Origin of the sequence: Clostridium lacusfryxellense (assembly GCF_018861735.1) — a bacterium.
In the GTDB taxonomy this organism is placed as follows: Bacteria; Bacillota; Clostridia; order Clostridiales; family Clostridiaceae; genus Clostridium_AD; species Clostridium_AD lacusfryxellense.
In genome coordinates this window covers 35389-54154 of sequence record NZ_JAHLEB010000033.1, presented here as the reverse complement: position 1 = coordinate 54154, position 18766 = coordinate 35389, and the positions used below count along the sequence as shown (strand labels likewise).

Below are 18766 nucleotides of genomic sequence, written 5' to 3'. Positions count from 1 at the left end.
ATCCCCCCTGTAAGATAGTTACTACCATTTTACAGGAATTTAATGTTAGATGGTAAACTAATTCGATATCGAAATAGCTTCAAGTGGTACACTTATATAGTATCATTCACATGCAATGCCTATAACTATTATTTGGTGAATATCCTGCTCATCTACTTCTGCTACGGATATGTTAAATTTATTCTTTAGTTTTTGAACAATACTTCTTACAACCATTCGCTTTTCCTTTAATGAATGTGACCAGGATGCTCTTAGGGAAACTTTTAAAATTAAAATTTTCATATTATCACCATCTTTTTTAACTCCACATTAAATTTATTATTTTAATATATTATGTACAAAAAAAGCAGCACAATGACTACTGCTTTTGTATTAGAATTTTTTTTAATATTTAATATAAGTGTGTTTAGAGGAACTTTTTAGCACTCTTCCAATGTTTTGTAGCTAGATCATACTTTTTAAAATCAGGTATATTTCCATTAGTTTCTACCAAAGCTTTTGCTACTTTTTTTAAATCACTTCTTGTTTCACATTTATATGAATTTGATTCCACTATTGAATCCATTACGTCCTCAACTTTTTTCTGGAAATTATTCATTGTAGATCCTCCTTGTATTATACTATATTTTTATTCTATTTGAGATTGATTTAATAAATGTTAATAGATTCATTGCTTAGGTAGTTTTAACTATTTAGATACTTAATATACCTGTCTAACAAAAAAATCAAACAATATAATATTCTTATTTTCTAAAGAAAACTTGAATTTTTACCTCTAAAAGTATACTATATATAATATAATGGATAAATCTTGTCGTATTAGGAGGCTACTATATGAATTGTTTTAGCACTAAAAGCAAAGAAAATGTTGCAAAAAGTCATGTTTGAGATCAGAATACCTGCCACAAGTGCTAATATGGGACCTGGATTAGATACTCTTGGAGTAGCTTTCAAACTCTATAATAAATTTATTGTTGAAGAGATAGAAACTGGACTTGAGATTCTAGGTTGCGATGAAAAATATGCAAATAAAAATAATTTGGTTTATAGTTCGATGTTAAAAACTTTTAAGAAGCTTTTAAAAGCTCCGAGAGGGATTAGATTAACATTTAAAACAGATATACCAGTTAGTGGAGGCCTTGGAAGTAGTGCTACATGTATATTAGCTGGAATTGTTGCTGCTAATAGGTTATGTGGAGATATTTTAACTAAACAAGAGGTTTTAGATTTTGCATGTGAGATTGAAGGTCATTCGGATAATGTTACCCCAGCATTGGTTGGTGGAATGACTGTTTCAATTATGGAAAATGGAGTTGCCCATTATAATAAAGTTCCAATTAGTGGAGGTGTGAAATTCTGTGCGCTAATACCAAAACTACAGCTATCAACAGATGATTCAAGGGCAGTGCTTCCGGAAAAAGTACGTCTTAGAGATGCAGTTTTTAATGTAGGTAGGGTTTCTATGCTTATTATAGCACTTGTTAATGGTGACTATGAAGCGGTTAAATTTGCTTGTCAGGATAAACTCCACCAGCCTTATAGGATGGGTTTAATAAAAAATTATAACCAAATTACAAGTTTTGTTAAAGAGAGTGAAGCATTAGGGGCATTTTTAAGTGGAGCTGGTCCAACAATTATGGTAATGCTTAAAAAAGATGATAATGATACTGAGGACAAGCTGAAAGAATTCTTGAAAGGCTTGCCAGAAAATTGGGAAACTCTAAATCTAGAAATTGATGAAGATGGTCTAGTAATAGAAAATATTTAATATTACATACTAAAATCAGCTAATACATTAGGTAAATTAATGTATTAGCTGATTTTATTTAATTGCGAGCAATCCTAATTGCTAGTAATCTTAATTACTAGTAATCCGTAAATTTTTCATATGTAGAAATAGGGGTATGCTAAGTTTTAAAAGGTCAACTGCAGTAAGAATTAAGGGTGGCCCGTAATTATCTAAAAATTCTATTGTTCTGTTGCTTTCTAGCATTGAAGGATGCGCATAAGCAATCTGTTGACTTAAAAAAAGTATTACAATAGTTGAGCTTATTATTTTTTTATATTCAGATCGGCTAATATCTTTTAGTTTTGCCTCAAAAATAAGATTATTCAAAGTATTAATTATCGTTTTTCTAGGATAACTTAAGTTAATAGCTTTAATTATAATAAACTACCTCCTCATATATTTTTACCTCATTAGTTATATAATACTAGCAACACAGTAAAGTGTTACTATAAGTTTAAGATTATTTGAAGATAATAATTATTAAAGAAGAAATTTTGTTGAAAAAGCTTGACTATATTACTAGTTAGTACTATATTATAGATATGGATAAAGAAAAAAATACTTATGGACAATTAATAGATCTTAATTTAAAAGCATTAATAGCATTAAGTAGATGTACTCATAGTGTTCATAGACGTGAATACACAACTATAAAGGAAGCAGGCTTAACAGTTTCTCAGTTTGCAGTCCTTGAGGTCTTATATCACAAAGGAGACTTAAGGGTCAGCGAAATAATAGAAAAAATTCTTTCGACTGGTGGAAATATGACTGTAGTTATAGAAAATTTAGTTAAGGAAAATTTGGTAAAGAGATGTATTGATTCAAAAGATAAACGAGTTAATTTAATAAGTATTACTAAAGAAGGAAGAGCCCTTATAGAAGAGATATTCCCGAAACATTTAGAAAATATAAATGATGTCTTTAGTGTTTTAACAACAGATGAAAAGAAAGATTTGATAAATTTGCTTAAAAAATTATCTGGAATATGAAAAAATTTAAGAAAGGAGATTTTCGATGTTAAGAAAACTAGAAAGTGGAAAAATGGGGTTAAGTGATCTCGGATGGTTAAAAAGTAAATTTCACTTCTCATTTGCTGGATATTATAACCCTGAGAACATGGGATTTGGTGTGCTAAGGGTTATAAATGATGATTTAGTTAATCCTCATACAGGATTTGATACACATCCTCATCGCGATATGGAAATTATATCCTATGTTGTAGAAGGAGAGTTAACACATGCTGATAGTATGAGCAACAAAGGAACATTAAAACGTGGTGATGTTCAATACATGAGTGCAGGTACAGGGGTTTATCATAGTGAGCATAATTTAGGTGAAAATATAGCAAGATTTCTTCAAATATGGATACTTCCTGATCAAAGTGGGCATAAACCCAACTACGGTGAATATAAATTTGAATGGAATGAACGAAAAAACAAATGGCTAAATATGGTATCTAGTAATCAAGGAAATGCGGCTATAAAAGTCAATCAAGATGTAAATATATCAGTTTTGGAATTAGAAGAGAATAAAGAAATATATTATGAAGTAAAAGATGATAGGCAGGCATATTTAGTTCAAATAGAAGGAAGATCAAATATTAATGGGATTACTCTAAATGAAAGAGATGCCATGGAAATTTCTAATGAAAATATAAAAATACAGGCAGATTTACTTTCACATTTTCTTGTTGTAGAAATGAGAAAGTCATCATAATAGTAATAGTGGATTATATTAGAAGAATTATCTAATGCTTAACTATGGATATATTAACTTCTATATGTAAATAATATTAATAAAAAAATAATAAATAAATAATTGGAGGAATAATAATATGAAAAAAGATTTTTATACTGCTGCGGCAGACAGACGTTCGTTTTATGCAATTAGTAAAGAAAAGGTAACAAGCGATGAGGTAATTCAAGAACTTATTGAGAAGGCTGTAAAAAATACACCATCAGCATTTAATTCTCAAAGTGCACGAGTAGTTTTATTACTAGGTAAACACCATGATAAACTATGGGACATTACAAAAGAAACTTTAAGAAAAATAGTTCCTGCTGATAAATTCGGTGAGACTGAGGATAAAATAAATTCATTTGGTAATGGATATGGAACTGTTTTATTCTTTGAAGATACTACTGTAATTGAAACACTTCAGAGCCAATTTGCTCTTTATAAAGATAATTTCCCAGTTTGGTCGCTTCAATCAAGTGGAATGCATCAATATGTTGTATGGACTTCATTAGAATTAGAAGGCTTCGGAGCATCACTTCAACATTATAACGAACTCATTGAGGACCAAGTGAAAAAAGAATGGAGTGTACCAAGCAACTGGAAACTTCTTGCACAAATGCCATTTGGTAAAATAACAGCTCAACCTGACGAAAAGCAGTTCCTACCACTTGAAGATCGTATTAAGATATTTAAGTAATATATACTTTTTATTGCGCTTATAACATTTGTTAACTAAACTGGTAAGACAATATAAAAAATTAAATTTAAAAAAGCCATCCTTAAGTATAACGGGTTTACTTTAGGGGTGCAAAAGACAAAAATACAATAGTTTTAGAGTGCAAAATTACATTAATTTTTGCACTCTTTATTTTGGCTTATATACAAGTATTAATGGCAATTTATTAATACTTTACTATTAAAATTACATAACTTTTTGTAATAAGAAAAACACACGTAATAATTTAATTACATATGTAAAAATGCTTGTAAAAATGAGTACAAGAAGTCATGCAAAATGTCTATTATAACTAAAAAGGGATATACTATAAATAGTAATATATATTTTGAATGGAGGGATATGATGGAATTTATTAAGCCTAAAAATACTAATAAAGAGAATGTTTCTTGGAAGATTTCACGTAGGACTAAATTGATAGTTGAATATTATTCGAAATATACTGATTATGATGAGGCAGAGGTGGTTGATATGCTTTTGCAAAATATTTTGAAAGATAAACTCTTTATTCAATGGCTTGGAAAACGTAGAAGTAAAAAGAAAATAGATGGAATCATATTCGGAGTAGATAAGCCAGACGTTGATTTAACTGGACCTACTAATATTATGTGGGATATATAATTGTCTAAACTAAAAGATTTGGCAAATGAAACCTCATTAGATATAAATACAATATGTCCATATTCAAATATAGAATTAGAGTAGATGGACACTGACTACAAGGCTCTTACCCCTATTGACTTTGGAAAAAAATATAGGTATTTAGTCTTTACACCATCATATTTAAAGGTACAATCAACAGTTACTCCTATTCAAATGAATTATTGTAATAACCCATTTTGTAAGTGGATTGGACTACCACAAGAAAAATTTGAAAGCATAAAAGGAAATCCATCAAGATATAAAATGGTAGGTGTTCGTTCAAACGCAAGTCGTGGAATAGTATGCAATGATGATGTTATCAAAACCACACAGGGTATAAGTATGAATTGCACCACTGAAACTGTTTCAAATTGGTCTGTTGCAGAGGAAATCAAAAGGTTAATTAATATAAACTCTGTGGTTGATAAGGAAAAACAGTATAAATTTCATAAGGATGGATGTTCAGATGGTGACAAGAACGCTTTTGATAATAGAAAATACTTTTATATTTCCTTAACAATGTTAGAAGGAAAGGTAAGGGTGGCGTACGCTACGACATTGAAAACACAAAATTTCAAACATATCTTGTTGCAAGTAGCGATATTAATTCGAGATATGTGTTTAGAGCCGATATCGCTTATGATTTTAATATTACCCAAGAACAGATTGGTATTGCAAATAAGAAATTTAAGTATAGTGATATAATATATTTTTCATAATATTATGATTTAATGAAGGAATTTGTAATTGGTTTAATGAAACTTAGCTTTTTTAACTATAATCAATTATAATCATATAATTACAATAGATAAGGAATTATTCATTTAATAAAATTATTAAAGATAAAAGAAGGGGGAATACATATGAAAGGAAAAAAGAAATTAACTAAGGTGCTAATAATTATTATTAGTATTTTTGTGATATTTTTTCTCGTTAGATTTATTATTTGCCAAGTCACATTAAGAAACTCAACGAACAGGAACGAAATAAGTGAGTTACAGCAAGTCAAACTTGATAATAAAATGCAAACTGTACTTTTGGAAGGCGAAACAAAAAACCTACCTATTATGATTACAGTTCATGGAGGTCCAGGCTCTCCGATTCCTTTTAATGTTGGCTGTAGAGGTATATTCCCAGAACTAACGAACAAATATATTATGGTGTATTGGGACCAATATGGTTGTGCAAAAAATTATGAAAAACTTAATCATGACGTTACTATTGATAGTTATGCGAATATGTTGTCAGATTTAGTATTAGAAATGAAAAAACAATTCCCTAATAAAAAAATATATCTTTTCGGAATGTCTTGGGGTACTGTATTGACCTGTAAGGTTGCGAATAGGTTGCCCAATGATATAAATGGAGTTGTTGCATACGGTCAGATTATTAGAGATGTGGCAAAAGATAAAGATACTTATAATCAACTGGTTCAATGTGATTTAACAGTAGATGAACGTAAAGTATTAAAACACGTTATGGAATCAGATAATTGTGATATGAAATCACGGCTTGAAGTCTACGCATTAATAAGCAAATATACAAATGGATTCTTTTATAAGGATAAAGATGAAAGTAATTCTCGGTTCTATAAAATAATACTTAAAACGTTTTTTAGTCCAGATTATAGCCTTAAAAATGCTTATGGAACAATCGTAGATGGTAATCAAAATGTTCAAACAAATTCAAATGTTTTAGAAGAAATGTTTAATATTAATTTAACAAAAGAGTTATTACAACTAAAGGTCCCATATCTCATTTTGCAAGGAAAGGATGATATAGTAGCCTCAACTTCTATAGCAAAACAGGTGGTTGAAAATTCAAATAATCCTAATTTAAAGATAAAGGTATTTGAAAACTCAGGGCATATTCCCACTAATAACTGTTTTGAGAAAGTTATTTCATCAATAATTGATTTTAAATCAAAATAATATATAATTAGATGTTAAAAGGTATGATAAATTGTTAATTTATCATACCTTTTTTGTTGTATAAATCATTGTTGAAAATGATGTTATTTATAGGATTGCACCTCTAAAGTAAACCCGTTACCTTAAGTATGAGGCTTTTTTTAATTATTTGGTTTTTAATTTTAATTCTTCTTCAACAGGTACATCAGCAATGTCATTTGTCATGTTAGATAGTTTATACATAATTGCCATTTCAGTGTCTGAAACACCACCACTGCCTTTATTAGCATCTAATTCATTAACTGAATTCTTTGCTTTTCCTAATTTATGTTTATCCATTAACATTCTCCCTTCAAATAAGAAAATTATGAACTTGTAAATAATTTTGATATCAAGTATTTCATATAGTTTAACCATTTTAGTGAAAAGTATATCAGTAAAATAACATAAAAAACACATAATCATTTGATATGAGATACATAATTGTTTGTTAATATAAATACATAGAAGGTAAGTAAATTAAGTTCTTATAAATTAATTTACTAGATGAAAGGTTGGTAGTTATGGTTTTTAATATTGAAAATGCATTAATTATAATGTCAGTAATAATAGGTATTATTTTAATTTTATTACTTATATCTGGAAATATAAAAGAGTATATATCTCGCGAATTTTATTCGCTTGGCACCTTGAATCAATTAAAAGTATGTGGAAGAAAAGCTAATAAAGCTATTGACGAGTCAATTAGAAAGCTATGTGAGATTGACGACAAAATGTCTGTATTTAAAGAAAATAGCGAAATCTCAAAAATAAATCAATATGCTGGGAAACAGTCGTTAATAGTGAGCGAGGATACTTATTATGTTATTGAAAAGGCTATAAAATATTGCATGCTATCAGAAGGGGCTTTCGATATCACAATTAGGCCAATAGTTGCTTTGTGGGGCATTGGCAAAGAAGATGTTAGAGTCCCAGGTAGTAGTGAAATTAAACAAAAGCTTAAGGTTGTAAACTACAAGGATATAGTAATAGATAAAAATAATAGTTCTATACTTTTAAAGAATGAAAAACAGGAAATCGATGTTGGAGGTATCGCGAAAGGATATGCAGCAGATCAAGTTAGAGACATAATGATTAAAAATAAAATCAAAAGTGCTCTTATAAATCTTGGAGGAAACATATTTGTAATTGGAAGTAAAGATGATGGAAACGCTTGGACTGTTGGTATTCAAAATCCGTTTAAAAGACGTGGAGAATTTGCTTTAACTATAAGTGTAATAAACAAATCTGTAGTTACCTCAGGTAACTATGAAAGGTACTTTGAGACTGGAGGTAAAAAATTTCATCATATAATAAACCCAAGTACTGGCTACCCTTCTGAAAGCGATATTATAAGTTCTACAATAATTTCTGATAATTCTATAGATGGGGATGGACTTTCGACAGGTACATATATTATGGGAGTGTTTAAGGCTATGAGGTTAATTGAAGAAATGAAAGGCATAGATGCAATATTCATAACTAAAAATAAAGAAGTTTATGTTACATCAGGTTTGAGTGGAAAAGTTACACTTACGAATAATGAATTTGTATATAAAAATAGCATTTAAAAGGAGTGGTAAAAATGAAAAAAAAGATAAAGAGAATACAAATATTTAGATTAGCAGTGCAATTATTAATGTTTATTTTATCACCAGGCTTATTTATATTGGCATTTTCGGGTTTTAAAAGTATTTATGAAATGATAATTAAAGGTGATCTTAATTTCATTCAGGTCTTCCCTAGTTTAATTGAGTTTGTAACTGCTATTATAATAACTATAGTACTGGGGAGGTTTTTCTGCGGGTGGATTTGTGCTTTTGGAACATATAATGATTTACTTCATTTATTATCAAAACATGTATTTAAAATTAACTTTAAAGTAAACGAAAAACTAGATGCGGCGCTAAAATATGTTAAATATTTAGTATTACTATTACTTATAGTTGTTGTGTGGACAATGGGAAGTAGTGTTTTGGATACTACAAGTCCTTGGGATGCTTTTGCTTTAATAACTGATTTTCCTCAGGTATTATCAGATTACACTATTGGAGTTGTGTTTTTGATTTTAATAACGGTGGGTGCTTTCTTTGTAGAAAGATTTTTCTGTAGATATTTATGTCCCTTAGGAGCTGTTTTTAATATATTTTCAAGAATAGGTATATTGAAAATTATAAAACCTTCTGAAAAATGTGGAAAGTGTAGAGTTTGTACAAATAATTGTTCAATGGGATTACCACTTTACAAAGTAGAAAGTGTATGTGGTGGGGATTGTATTAACTGTTTTAAGTGTATTGAAACATGTCCTAGAAACAATACTAAGGTAAATGTTCTTGGTGAGAATATAAACCCAGAACTGGCCAGTTCTTTAGCAATAGCTGCTATGGTAGGACTTTATGGTGTTAACAATTTAGGTGGGATTGCCTTAGCTAAAAGTGGATTAACCACAACATCTAGTAGTTCTACAAATACAACGACTAGTACAACTAGTACTTCTCAAAAATATACGGACGGAACATATACAGGAACTGGTACTGGTTATAGAGGCGGTACAACTGAAATATCAGTTACAATAAAAGACAATAAAATTGCTAATATTGAAACAGTATCAAATCAAGATACTCCAAGATTTTATGAAAATGTTGAAAGTGAGATAATATCTGAAATGATTTCAAATCAGTCTACTTCAGTAGATACGATTTCAGGAGCAACTTATAGTTGTGAGGGGATTATAAATGCAACGCAGGATGCATTAACTCAAGCAGAGGCAAGTTCGACAGCAAGTACCGCTTCTATTAGCACTGCTGATGAAAGTACTACTGATACAAGTACTGGTGTAGCAAGTTCGGACAGTAGTGTATCAACTTCTAGTAACGATAACTCAAGCACGACTACTAATGACGAAACCTCAACTGCTAATACTACAGATGACAGCGCTAGCATAACAACAAAAGATACTGTAAGTTATACCGATGGAACCTACACAGGAACTGGTACTGGTTACAGAAGAGGTACAACAGAAATGTCAGTTACAATAAAAGATAATAAAATTATTAGTATTGAAACAGTGTCAAATCAAGATACTCCAAGATTTTATGAAAATGTTGAAAGTGGAATTATTTCAGAGATAATTTCAGCTCAATCAACTTCAGTAGATACAATATCAGGAGCCACTTATAGTTGCGAGGGAATTATTAGTGCAACGCAAGATGCATTATCTCAAGCTAAAGTATAGTAATAGATATAAGATAAAACAGGTGATATATTGTATATGTCGCCTGTTTTATTGCTTAAAAAAGATGGCAATATAAATCAAAATACAAATAAGTTATAAAAAATCTAATAAGTTATAATAAATGTAGTAAACACGCGTTAATTAAATCTAATGTAAGAAATAGGGGGTAATAAACCCCTCTATGATTATTGATATTTTCAATTATTTTCTATAAGATAGAATTATAGAAATATAAGGGGGAATAAAGTATGAAATTCGGTTATTTTGATGATTTAAATAAAGAATATGTTATTACTACGCCTAAGACTCCGTATCCATGGATTAATTATCTTGGAACAGATGATTTTTTCTCATTAATTTCAAATACTAGTGGGGGATATTGTTTTTATAAGGATGCAAGGCTACGTAGGTTAACTAGATATAGGTATAATAGTGCACCAGTGGATAGTGGGGGAAGATATTATTATATAAATGATGGTGGAGATGTTTGGACACCAGGATATATGCCCGTAAAAACAGAATTAGATTCTTATGAATGCAGGCATGGACTAGGATATACTCAAATTAAAAGTGAAAGAAATGGTATTGAAGTTGAACAATTAATGTTTGTACCTTTAAAGTATCATGGAGAAGTGAACAGACTAAAAATAAAAAACACATCGAGTGAGGATAAAGAAATTACTATTTTTTCATTTGTTGAGTTCTGTTTATGGAATGCATATGATGACATGACTAACTTCCAAAGAAATTTTAGTACAGGAGAAGTTGAAGTAGATAACTCAGTCATTTATCATAAAACTGAATATAGAGAAAGACGTAATCATTATTCATTCTATTCTGTAAATGCCGATATAGATGGATTTGATACAGATCGAGAATCATTTTTAGGATTGTATAATGGATTTGATTCACCACAAACAGTAATTAGTGGAAAATCCAACAATTCTGTTGCTAGTGGATGGTCACCAGTAGGATCTCATAGTAAAATTATAAAACTAAAACCAGGTGAGGAAACAAGTTTGATTTTTATAATTGGATATGTTGAAAATGAAGAAGAAGAGAAGTGGGAAAGTCCTGGTATTATTAACAAGACATTGGCTAAAGATATGATAGCTAAGTTTAGTACTGATGTTCAAGTAGAAAAAGGACTTGAAGATTTAAGTAAGTATTGGCTGAACTTATTATCAAAATATAACATAAAATCGGATGATGACAAGTTAAATCGTATGGTAAACATATGGAATCCGTATCAGTGTATGGTAACTTTTAATATGTCTAGAAGTGCATCATATTTTGAGTCTGGGATTGGCAGAGGAATGGGATTTAGGGATTCAAATCAAGATTTACTTGGATTTGTTCATCAAATTCCGGAAAGAGCAAGGGAAAGAATATTAGATATAGCAGCAATTCAATTTGAAGATGGTGGAGCATATCACCAATATCAACCGCTAACCAAAAAAGGAAACTCTGAAGTTGGAGGGGGATTTAACGATGACCCGTTGTGGCTAATTCTAGGCGCTGCAGCTTATATAAAGGAAACCGGAGATTTCACAATACTTAATGAACACGTGGCTTTCAATAGTGATGAAAATATAAAAGATACACTTATGGAGCATTTAAAGAGGTCTTTCTATCATGTTATAAATAATCTTGGACCTAATGGACTTCCTTTAATCGGAAGAGCTGACTGGAACGATTGTTTGAATTTAAATTGTTTTTCAACAGAACCAGACGAATCTTTTCAAACATTTGGAGATCCAGATGGAAGAGTTGCCGAATCAGTTCTAATAGCTGGAATGTTCGTGTATATAGGACCAGAATATGTAGAACTATGCAAACGATTTGGTCTAAATGAAGAAGCGATAATTGCGCAGAATCACATTGATGAAATGAGAAAAACTGTAATAGAAAAAGGATATGATGGAGATTGGTTTTTAAGAGCATATGATGCTTTTGGAAATAAGGTTGGGAGCAAAGAAAACATCGAAGGTCAGATATATATAGAATCACAAGGTTTCTGCGTAATGGCGGGTATTGGTGTAGAAGAGGGATTAGCATTAAAAGCACTAGATTCTGTAAAGGAAAGATTAGACACTAAATATGGAATAATGTTATTGAACCCACCATATAGCAAGTATGACATAAACCTTGGTGAAATTTCATCTTATCCACCAGGATATAAAGAAAATGCAGGTATATTCTGTCATAATAATCCATGGATAATGATAGCAGAGACAGTTTTAGGTAGAGGTGACAGAGCATTTGACGTATATAAAAACATTGCGCCAGCATTTCTTGAAGATATAAGTGAGATTCATAGAACAGAACCTTATGTTTATTCGCAAATGGTAGCTGGGAGTGATGCAATAAGACATGGTGAGGCTAAAAACTCATGGCTTACAGGAACTGCTGCGTGGAATTATTTCGCAATCACTCAGTTTATATTAGGGGTAAAACCAGAATATGATGGACTTAGTGTTAATCCTTGTATTCCAAAGGATTGGAATGGGTTTGAGATTGAGAGAGTATATAGAGGGGACACATATAACATTATAGTAAAAAATCCAGAGCATGTTTGCAAAGGAGTTAAAGTAATAACAGTTGATGGGGAAATTATACAAGGAGACATATTACCCGTATTTGGAGATGGAAATGCACATAAAGTAGTAATAGAAATGGGTAATTAAAACATAAGGAGGTAAACCCTCCTTATATTTTTGTTGAAAATAACTTGTAAACGATTGACAAAAAAAGAATATTAGGGGTGCAAATATGAAGAAAAGGTTTATAAAGATTAATGCTAAAAGTCTTTTAGGAAAATTAACAATAACTTTTTCATTGCTTGTAATGGTTTCATTAATTGTAACGGGGGTTTCTACTTATTTTATAACAAAGGCAAACGTTATTAAGGATTTTAAAAGTTCTTCAACGGAAACATTAATGCAAAACAAAAATTATGTAGAAATAATAACTAGTTCTGTAGATAATATGCCAGCACAGTTATATTCTAATAAAAAGTTTATATCACTAATTAATAATGATAAGGTTACTGATGAGATTAAGGATAATAATAGAGTTCTAATTGAAAATGAACTAACAAATGCAACGTTAAGTAATAGTATGAATATTATAAGTGGGATAACATTTTACAGTGAAAATGGTTTAACATCTAGTTTTCCTAGAAATCCAAGAACTTTGGAAGAGTCTAATAGCGCTATGACAGAAACTAAAAAACAGCCTTGGTATAACACAGTAGTTAAAAATGATGGGAGGCCATATTGGTTACCGCCACATGATGCCAAGATAATAGAGGGTCGCTCAGCGAGTTATTTAAGTAGTATAAGTCTATTTAAAAATACAAGTGGAAAAAAGACTATAGGGATTTTAGAAATAAATATTAGTGTAGATATTTTAAATAACGCATTAAAAGATTCAAAAATAGGTAAAAAGGGATATATATACATTATAGATGGAAATGGCAAAATTGTAGCACATAAGGATAGTAAATTAGCTGGAACAAAATTAAAGGACAATGTTTATAGTGCTATAAAAACCAGTGGAAATGGTGATTTTACATTTAAAGATGGTAATACTAAGATGTTTGGAGTGTATACTCAGTCAAAATTAAATGATTGGAAATATGTGGCTGTAGTCCCTGAAAGTGAATTATCAGCAACGGCTACTAATATACAAAAATACACTTCAGTAATTATGATTTTGTGTTTAATTGCTTGTGTTATTATTTCCTTATTCACATCCATGCAGATTTCAAGACCTATAAATGAAATTATTGGGCTTACAAAGAAGCTCGCTGACGGTAATTTAATGGTTGAAAGCAAAAACAGTAGAATCCTTGAGCTTAACGCATTAAGTGAAAATTTTAATATTATGACTAGAAAATTAAGATTTATGTTAAAGACAACAACCGCTCTAGCATCAGAAACTGATGAGATTTCAAATCAGTTACTTAATTTTACCGAGGGAAACGCGCAAACTTCAAAACAAGTTACCGCTGCGATTGCTGAAATCACAATTGGTTCTGGAGAGCAAGTAGAAAATACAATGCAATGTGAAGAAACCTCTAATGATTTAGATTTAGATATCCATAAAGGTGTGGAGGGACTCGGAAAAGTGTCAGGAGCAGCAGACGAATGTTTCTTGGTACTTGAGGATAGCAGACATATTATTAAGGGGTTAAATGAATCATCAGACAGCAATTCTAAAGCTATAACTAATGTTTCTGACACTATTTCAGAACTCAAAGACAATACAAAAAATATATTATTAATATTAAATAAAATAAATGAAATAACAAATCAAACTAATTTATTATCATTAAATGCATCAATTGAAGCTGCAAGAGCAGGGGATGCTGGTAAGGGATTTGCAGTAGTAGCCCAGGAAATAAGAAAATTATCTGGACAATCACAAGGTGCATCTATTGAGATTAGTAAAATAATAAAGCAAGTAAATGACTCAATTAGCAGTACTATAGAGATATCAAATAATGCAAAAATAGCATTTTCAGATGAGACAGCTCAAGTAATGAAAACTATTAAAGCATTTGATTCAATAAAACTCGCTATAGAAAGCGTGGTTGATGCAATGCATAATTCTGTTAATAGCATAAATCTGATTGAAAAGGGGAAGATTAGTTTATCAGATAACATAAGTAATATATCAATGCTTGCGCAGAGAAGTGCTGCTGCAACGCAGCAGGTGACTGCTTCAGTGGAAATCCAAAATAGTTCAAACGAAGACATGCATAAATTGGCACAAGGCTTAAATGAAAAGGCAGAGAGACTAAAAGAGATATTACGAAATTTTAGCTTTTAACGACATTTCATAAGGAAAGTCTCCCAAATATATTTGTGTGAGTTACATACCCTAACAAAAAGAAAACTTCAGGGGTAGTATAAATTTCCTTATGAAGTCGTTAATGCATCTTCTTCGAAGATGTTGCAGCTCCGTAGGAGATGATTTAATAGAAATATGTAAACGGTTCTACGAGAAAGGGAGCAATTTCGATATATATGAAGCTAATGATGTTAAAACTTGTTTATTTAAGGGAAAATGGACTTATTACGGTTTGAAAAGTAAGAATATATATAGTACTATTACATTATAAACACGCGTTTAAAACTATTGATAAGGGGTGTGGACATGAACAGTATAGATATAGCGAAAATAGCAGGAGTTTCAAGAAGCACCGTCTCAAGAGTAATAAACAATTATTCTAATGTTCCAGAAGAAACTAGAATAAGAATTCAAAAGATCATTAAGGATAACAACTATGTACCACATGCATCAGCTAGAATGCTTGCAGGAGTTAAGAACAGAGTAATAGGGCTTTTCATAATTGACATGAAGGTGGATTCGGGTGGTAAGCAGGTTACTAGTAGTTCCTACTTTTCACCATTTACTGGATCAGTTATTGATAATGCAAGCAAAATGGGTTATACAGTACTTGTATCCATAGTAAGTAAACAAAAGGATTTTAAAAAAGTTAAAGAAACTTTTTATAATAAGACAATATCAGGTGGAATATTTATTGGCGAAAAGAACAACGAGGTAGAAATAAAAGAAATAATACAATCTGGTTATAGGGTAGCACTTTTAGATCAATCAGTAAAATCAGATGAAGAGGTATATAAAAAATGTATAATTGTTAATGCTGATAATTTTCATGGAGCATATAAGGCTACTAATTATTTGATAGGCCTTGGACATACTAAAATTGCACATATAGTGGGAATATCGGAGAATTTATCTGGTATGGAAAGATTTAATGCTTATAAGAAGGCACTTACAGATGCTGGAATTAGCGTGAAAAACAGTTTAATTGCTAAAGGTGATTTTACAATCACAGGTGGATATAATGCTACAAATAAATTGTTGCAAAAAGGAATTCCTACTGCAATATTTTGTGGTAATGATAAAATGGCTATAGGAGCTATGCAAGCAATACAAGAGGCTAATTTGAAAGTGCCAGATGATATTTCAATAGTAGGGTTTGATGATATAGAGGTGGCAATGTATATAAATCCATCATTAACAACAGTAAGAATGACTTTACTTGAAATGGCAGCAATAGCAACAAATACGTTAATAACATCAATTGAGAATAATTCAAATTTTTCAGCAAATTATACCTTACCTATAGACCTAATTGAAAGAAATTCATGTAAAACATTAAAGTAAGCTGTTTTACATTTTTTTTAAATATGAATGAACGCGAGTTTATTAAAAACTGATTAGTATTATAATATTCCTTTAGGATGTTATTTATTGATAGACTAACTAAATATTTATTGGGGGGAAAATAATGAAAAAAAACTACTTTAAGAAATTTGCAATGTTAACTTTATCAACAATGATGGCTACTTCAATTTTTGCTGGTTGTGGATCTAGCAAAGAGGCAACTACAGATTCATCTAAGGCTCCAGTTGAAAATACTGCTAAGGTACCAGCGGACTATAAGGGAACAATAAAAATTTGGTCTTGGAATACAGAGCTTAAGGATTTAGGTATTATTGAAAAATTCAACAAAGTTTACCCTAATCTCAAAGTTGAACTTGTGTCTATTCCAAATGACAATAGTGCGTATACAACTAAGATATCATCTACAATGAGTGCTGGCGTAAATGGACCTGATGTATTCTTAGCAGAATCTGCTTATGTAAAGAAATTTACAAATTTAGATTTTTATGAAGATTTGTCAAAAGCACCTTATAATGCTGAGACACTTACAAGTAAAATGGTACCGTATACTGTAGATCTTGGACGAAACGAAGAGGACAAGTCTATAAGAGCTTTAACTTGGCAGGCAACTCCAGGTGGATTCTTCTATAAGAGAAGTATTGCAAAGCAGTACCTTGGAACAGATGATCCTGCTGAAATTCAAAAAATGATGACAACAACAGAAGATTTTATCAAACTGGGACAAACTCTTAAGGAGAAAAGTGCTGGAAAAGTTAAGTTATTAGCTGGATATAATGAATTAGTAAATGTAGCTATTGGTAGCCGTACTCAGGGATGGGTAAAAGATGATAAGTTAGTTATCGATGCTAAAATGATGGAGTATATTGATCAAGCTGCTCAAATTAGAAAAGAAGGTTTAGATGCTAAATTTACTCAATGGACACCAGCATGGACTGGATCTATGTCAGACAAAACTACTTTTGGATATATGCTTCCAACTTGGGGACTTCCTTTTGTTTTAGATCAAAATGCTCCTAAAGAGACAGGCAATTATGCATTCGTAAAAGCTCCAACACCATACTATTGGGGTGGAACTTGGCTTGGTGTATCTAGCAAGAGTAAACAAAAAGATAACGCTTGGCAGTTTGTTAAGTACCTAACTACAAATGCAGAATTTATGGAAGCACAAGCAAAAGATAAAGGTGACTTCATGAATAACGTAGATGTTCAAGCTAAATTATCAAGTACAGATGCAGGAAACAATGTATACTTGAAGAATCAAAATGTATATAAAGAATACACAGAACTAGTTAAAGGTATAGATGGTAAGTTATTTACAGAATATGATGATACTATTAATACTGCTTGGAATAAACAAATAGATTTATTAATACTCGGTAAAACTGCTTCAAAAGATGATTTTCTTAAAAAATTCAAAGCTGATGTAGTAAGTGCATATCCTGACATAAAAGTAGATTAATTAAAGGATATGTAAAAAAATAAATAATAGTTAGCCTTATTAACTGTTTTTAAGTAAATAAGGCTAATTAAACAAATAGGGGGTGTCACTTTGGCTAAAGGTAAAATAGATAGAGAAAAGTATGGATTATTATTTATCGCACCGTTTTTTATAACATTTCTTATTTTTCAATTGTATCCTATGATTTATTCATTATATGTTAGTTTTATTAAATGGGATGGTATGTCTAAGAATATTAAATTTGTAGGTCTTGCGAATTATTCAAGATTGTTTGCAGATCCTGTTTTTCTAAAGTCCATAGCTAATACTTGGATTATGTGGCTATGTGGAGGTATTCCTCAATTGCTTTTAGCGTTAATATTAGCTGTTGTACTAAATGAAGCAAGATTAAAAGGTAAAGATATTTTTAGAGCGGTATATTTCTTTCCTAATCTAGTAACTGCAACTTCAATTGGTATATTGTTTGCATTTTTATTTGATTGGCAAGCAGGCTCTGTAAATAAAATATTGATGAATATTCATTTAATAAAAGAACCAATAAACTTTCTTATGAGTGAAAATTATTCTAGAGGAATAGTATCACTTACTTCCTTCTGGATGTGGTTTGGATATAGTATGATAATATTTATGGCTGGAATTAAAAATATTCCTGAAGAACTTTATGAGGCTGCAACAGTTGATGGAGCATCTAAATCACAAAGGTTTTGGTCAATAACAATTCCTTTATTAAGGCCAACAATATTATTTTCTTTTATAACATCATTAATAGGAGGAATGCAATCCTTTGATATACCATATGCATTATCACAAGGTGCTGGGGATCCTAATAATGCAACAACTACAATGGTTATGTACCTTTATAGAACCGCATTTGTAAACAATAACTATGGATACGGTGCTGCTGTTGGGTATGCATTATTTGTAATAATACTTGTATTTGCAATAATATCATTCAAGTTTATAAATAGAAATGCTGATGATTATGAATAAGGGGGGT

At 30.7% G+C, this 18766-nt stretch carries 17 protein-coding genes and 1 pseudogene; 15 read left to right on the top strand and 3 right to left on the bottom strand.

Annotated elements, in window-relative coordinates; translation table 11 throughout:
* Positions 1–111 precede the first annotated feature (111 nt).
* A pseudogene (locus tag KPL55_RS16935) lies at positions 112–282 on the bottom strand (DUF503 domain-containing protein); the annotation flags it as partial.
* A gap of 124 nt (positions 283–406) precedes the next feature.
* Positions 407–598: a hypothetical protein gene (locus KPL55_RS16930; RefSeq protein WP_216307924.1), complete on the bottom strand. Its 192-nt coding sequence runs from the start codon at positions 596–598 to the stop codon at positions 407–409.
* A 282-nt stretch (positions 599–880) separates the two neighbouring features.
* On the opposite strand from KPL55_RS16930, the gene thrB reads away from it, so the two are divergent.
* From thrB to KPL55_RS16895, 7 genes are all read left to right on the top strand, one after another.
* Positions 881–1768: a homoserine kinase gene (gene thrB, locus KPL55_RS16925; protein WP_216307923.1), complete on the top strand. Its 888-nt coding sequence runs from the start codon at positions 881–883 to the stop codon at positions 1766–1768.
* 563 nt (positions 1769–2331) lie between these two features.
* Complete coding sequence (locus KPL55_RS16920; RefSeq protein WP_216307922.1) at positions 2332–2778, top strand: MarR family winged helix-turn-helix transcriptional regulator; 447 nt, start codon at positions 2332–2334, stop codon at positions 2776–2778.
* A 25-nt stretch (positions 2779–2803) separates the two neighbouring features.
* Positions 2804–3505: a pirin family protein gene (locus KPL55_RS16915; RefSeq protein WP_216307921.1), complete on the top strand. Its 702-nt coding sequence runs from the start codon at positions 2804–2806 to the stop codon at positions 3503–3505.
* 118 nt (positions 3506–3623) lie between these two features.
* Positions 3624–4223, top strand: coding sequence for a nitroreductase family protein (locus KPL55_RS16910; protein ID WP_216307920.1), 600 nt, complete (start codon positions 3624–3626; stop codon positions 4221–4223).
* A gap of 384 nt (positions 4224–4607) precedes the next feature.
* Positions 4608–4883: a hypothetical protein gene (locus KPL55_RS16905; RefSeq protein WP_216307919.1), complete on the top strand. Its 276-nt coding sequence runs from the start codon at positions 4608–4610 to the stop codon at positions 4881–4883.
* Between the two features lie 84 nt (positions 4884–4967).
* Entirely contained in the window at positions 4968–5609 is a 642-nt protein-coding gene (locus tag KPL55_RS16900; RefSeq protein WP_216307918.1) for a hypothetical protein, read from the top strand.
* A gap of 158 nt (positions 5610–5767) precedes the next feature.
* Positions 5768–6835, top strand: a complete 1068-nt coding sequence (locus KPL55_RS16895; RefSeq protein WP_216307917.1) for an alpha/beta fold hydrolase — start codon at positions 5768–5770, stop codon at positions 6833–6835.
* A 144-nt stretch (positions 6836–6979) separates the two neighbouring features.
* On the opposite strand, the gene KPL55_RS16890 is transcribed toward KPL55_RS16895, so the two are convergent.
* The gene (locus KPL55_RS16890) at positions 6980–7153 is read right to left on the bottom strand and encodes a hypothetical protein (RefSeq protein WP_216307916.1); all 174 of its coding nucleotides are present in this window, start codon (positions 7151–7153) and stop codon (positions 6980–6982) included.
* A gap of 224 nt (positions 7154–7377) precedes the next feature.
* Here KPL55_RS16890 and KPL55_RS16885 point away from each other — a divergent pair, with 224 nt between their 5' ends.
* From KPL55_RS16885 to KPL55_RS16850, 8 genes are all read left to right on the top strand, one after another.
* Complete coding sequence (locus KPL55_RS16885; RefSeq protein WP_216307915.1) at positions 7378–8424, top strand: FAD:protein FMN transferase; 1047 nt, start codon at positions 7378–7380, stop codon at positions 8422–8424.
* Positions 8425–8438: 14 nt separating this feature from the next.
* Positions 8439–10088: an FMN-binding protein gene (locus tag KPL55_RS16880; protein WP_216307914.1), complete on the top strand. Its 1650-nt coding sequence runs from the start codon at positions 8439–8441 to the stop codon at positions 10086–10088.
* Positions 10089–10336: 248 nt separating this feature from the next.
* Positions 10337–12775 carry a glycoside hydrolase family 94 protein gene (locus KPL55_RS16875; RefSeq protein WP_216307913.1) on the top strand — a complete coding sequence of 813 codons (2439 nt, stop codon included), beginning with the start codon at positions 10337–10339 and terminating at the stop codon, positions 12773–12775.
* 85 nt (positions 12776–12860) lie between these two features.
* Positions 12861–14924 (top strand): methyl-accepting chemotaxis protein, encoded by a 2064-nt coding sequence (locus KPL55_RS16870; protein WP_216307912.1) that lies wholly within the window; start codon positions 12861–12863, stop codon positions 14922–14924.
* Positions 14925–15015: 91 nt separating this feature from the next.
* Complete coding sequence (locus KPL55_RS16865; RefSeq protein ID WP_216307911.1) at positions 15016–15216, top strand: hypothetical protein; 201 nt, start codon at positions 15016–15018, stop codon at positions 15214–15216.
* A gap of 35 nt (positions 15217–15251) precedes the next feature.
* Positions 15252–16289 (top strand): LacI family DNA-binding transcriptional regulator, encoded by a 1038-nt coding sequence (locus KPL55_RS16860; RefSeq protein WP_216307910.1) that lies wholly within the window; start codon positions 15252–15254, stop codon positions 16287–16289.
* 124 nt (positions 16290–16413) lie between these two features.
* Entirely contained in the window at positions 16414–17769 is a 1356-nt protein-coding gene (locus KPL55_RS16855; RefSeq protein WP_216307909.1) for an ABC transporter substrate-binding protein, read from the top strand.
* A gap of 90 nt (positions 17770–17859) precedes the next feature.
* Positions 17860–18759 carry a carbohydrate ABC transporter permease gene (locus KPL55_RS16850; protein WP_246599576.1) on the top strand — a complete coding sequence of 300 codons (900 nt, stop codon included), beginning with the start codon at positions 17860–17862 and terminating at the stop codon, positions 18757–18759.
* Positions 18760–18766 lie beyond the last annotated feature (7 nt).

Coding starts and splice junctions, on each gene's coding strand:
- KPL55_RS16930 (WP_216307924.1), bottom strand. CDS start 598: ATGAATAATTTCCAGAAAAAAGTTGAGGACGTAATGGATTCAATAGTG.
- thrB (WP_216307923.1), top strand. CDS start 881: ATGTTTGAGATCAGAATACCTGCCACAAGTGCTAATATGGGACCTGGA.
- KPL55_RS16920 (WP_216307922.1), top strand. CDS start 2,332: ATGGATAAAGAAAAAAATACTTATGGACAATTAATAGATCTTAATTTA.
- KPL55_RS16915 (WP_216307921.1), top strand. CDS start 2,804: ATGTTAAGAAAACTAGAAAGTGGAAAAATGGGGTTAAGTGATCTCGGA.
- KPL55_RS16910 (WP_216307920.1), top strand. CDS start 3,624: ATGAAAAAAGATTTTTATACTGCTGCGGCAGACAGACGTTCGTTTTAT.
- KPL55_RS16905 (WP_216307919.1), top strand. CDS start 4,608: ATGGAATTTATTAAGCCTAAAAATACTAATAAAGAGAATGTTTCTTGG.
- KPL55_RS16900 (WP_216307918.1), top strand. CDS start 4,968: ATGGACACTGACTACAAGGCTCTTACCCCTATTGACTTTGGAAAAAAA.
- KPL55_RS16895 (WP_216307917.1), top strand. CDS start 5,768: ATGAAAGGAAAAAAGAAATTAACTAAGGTGCTAATAATTATTATTAGT.
- KPL55_RS16890 (WP_216307916.1), bottom strand. CDS start 7,153: ATGGATAAACATAAATTAGGAAAAGCAAAGAATTCAGTTAATGAATTA.
- KPL55_RS16885 (WP_216307915.1), top strand. CDS start 7,378: ATGGTTTTTAATATTGAAAATGCATTAATTATAATGTCAGTAATAATA.
- KPL55_RS16880 (WP_216307914.1), top strand. CDS start 8,439: ATGAAAAAAAAGATAAAGAGAATACAAATATTTAGATTAGCAGTGCAA.
- KPL55_RS16875 (WP_216307913.1), top strand. CDS start 10,337: ATGAAATTCGGTTATTTTGATGATTTAAATAAAGAATATGTTATTACT.
- KPL55_RS16870 (WP_216307912.1), top strand. CDS start 12,861: ATGAAGAAAAGGTTTATAAAGATTAATGCTAAAAGTCTTTTAGGAAAA.
- KPL55_RS16865 (WP_216307911.1), top strand. CDS start 15,016: ATGAAGTCGTTAATGCATCTTCTTCGAAGATGTTGCAGCTCCGTAGGA.
- KPL55_RS16860 (WP_216307910.1), top strand. CDS start 15,252: ATGAACAGTATAGATATAGCGAAAATAGCAGGAGTTTCAAGAAGCACC.
- KPL55_RS16855 (WP_216307909.1), top strand. CDS start 16,414: ATGAAAAAAAACTACTTTAAGAAATTTGCAATGTTAACTTTATCAACA.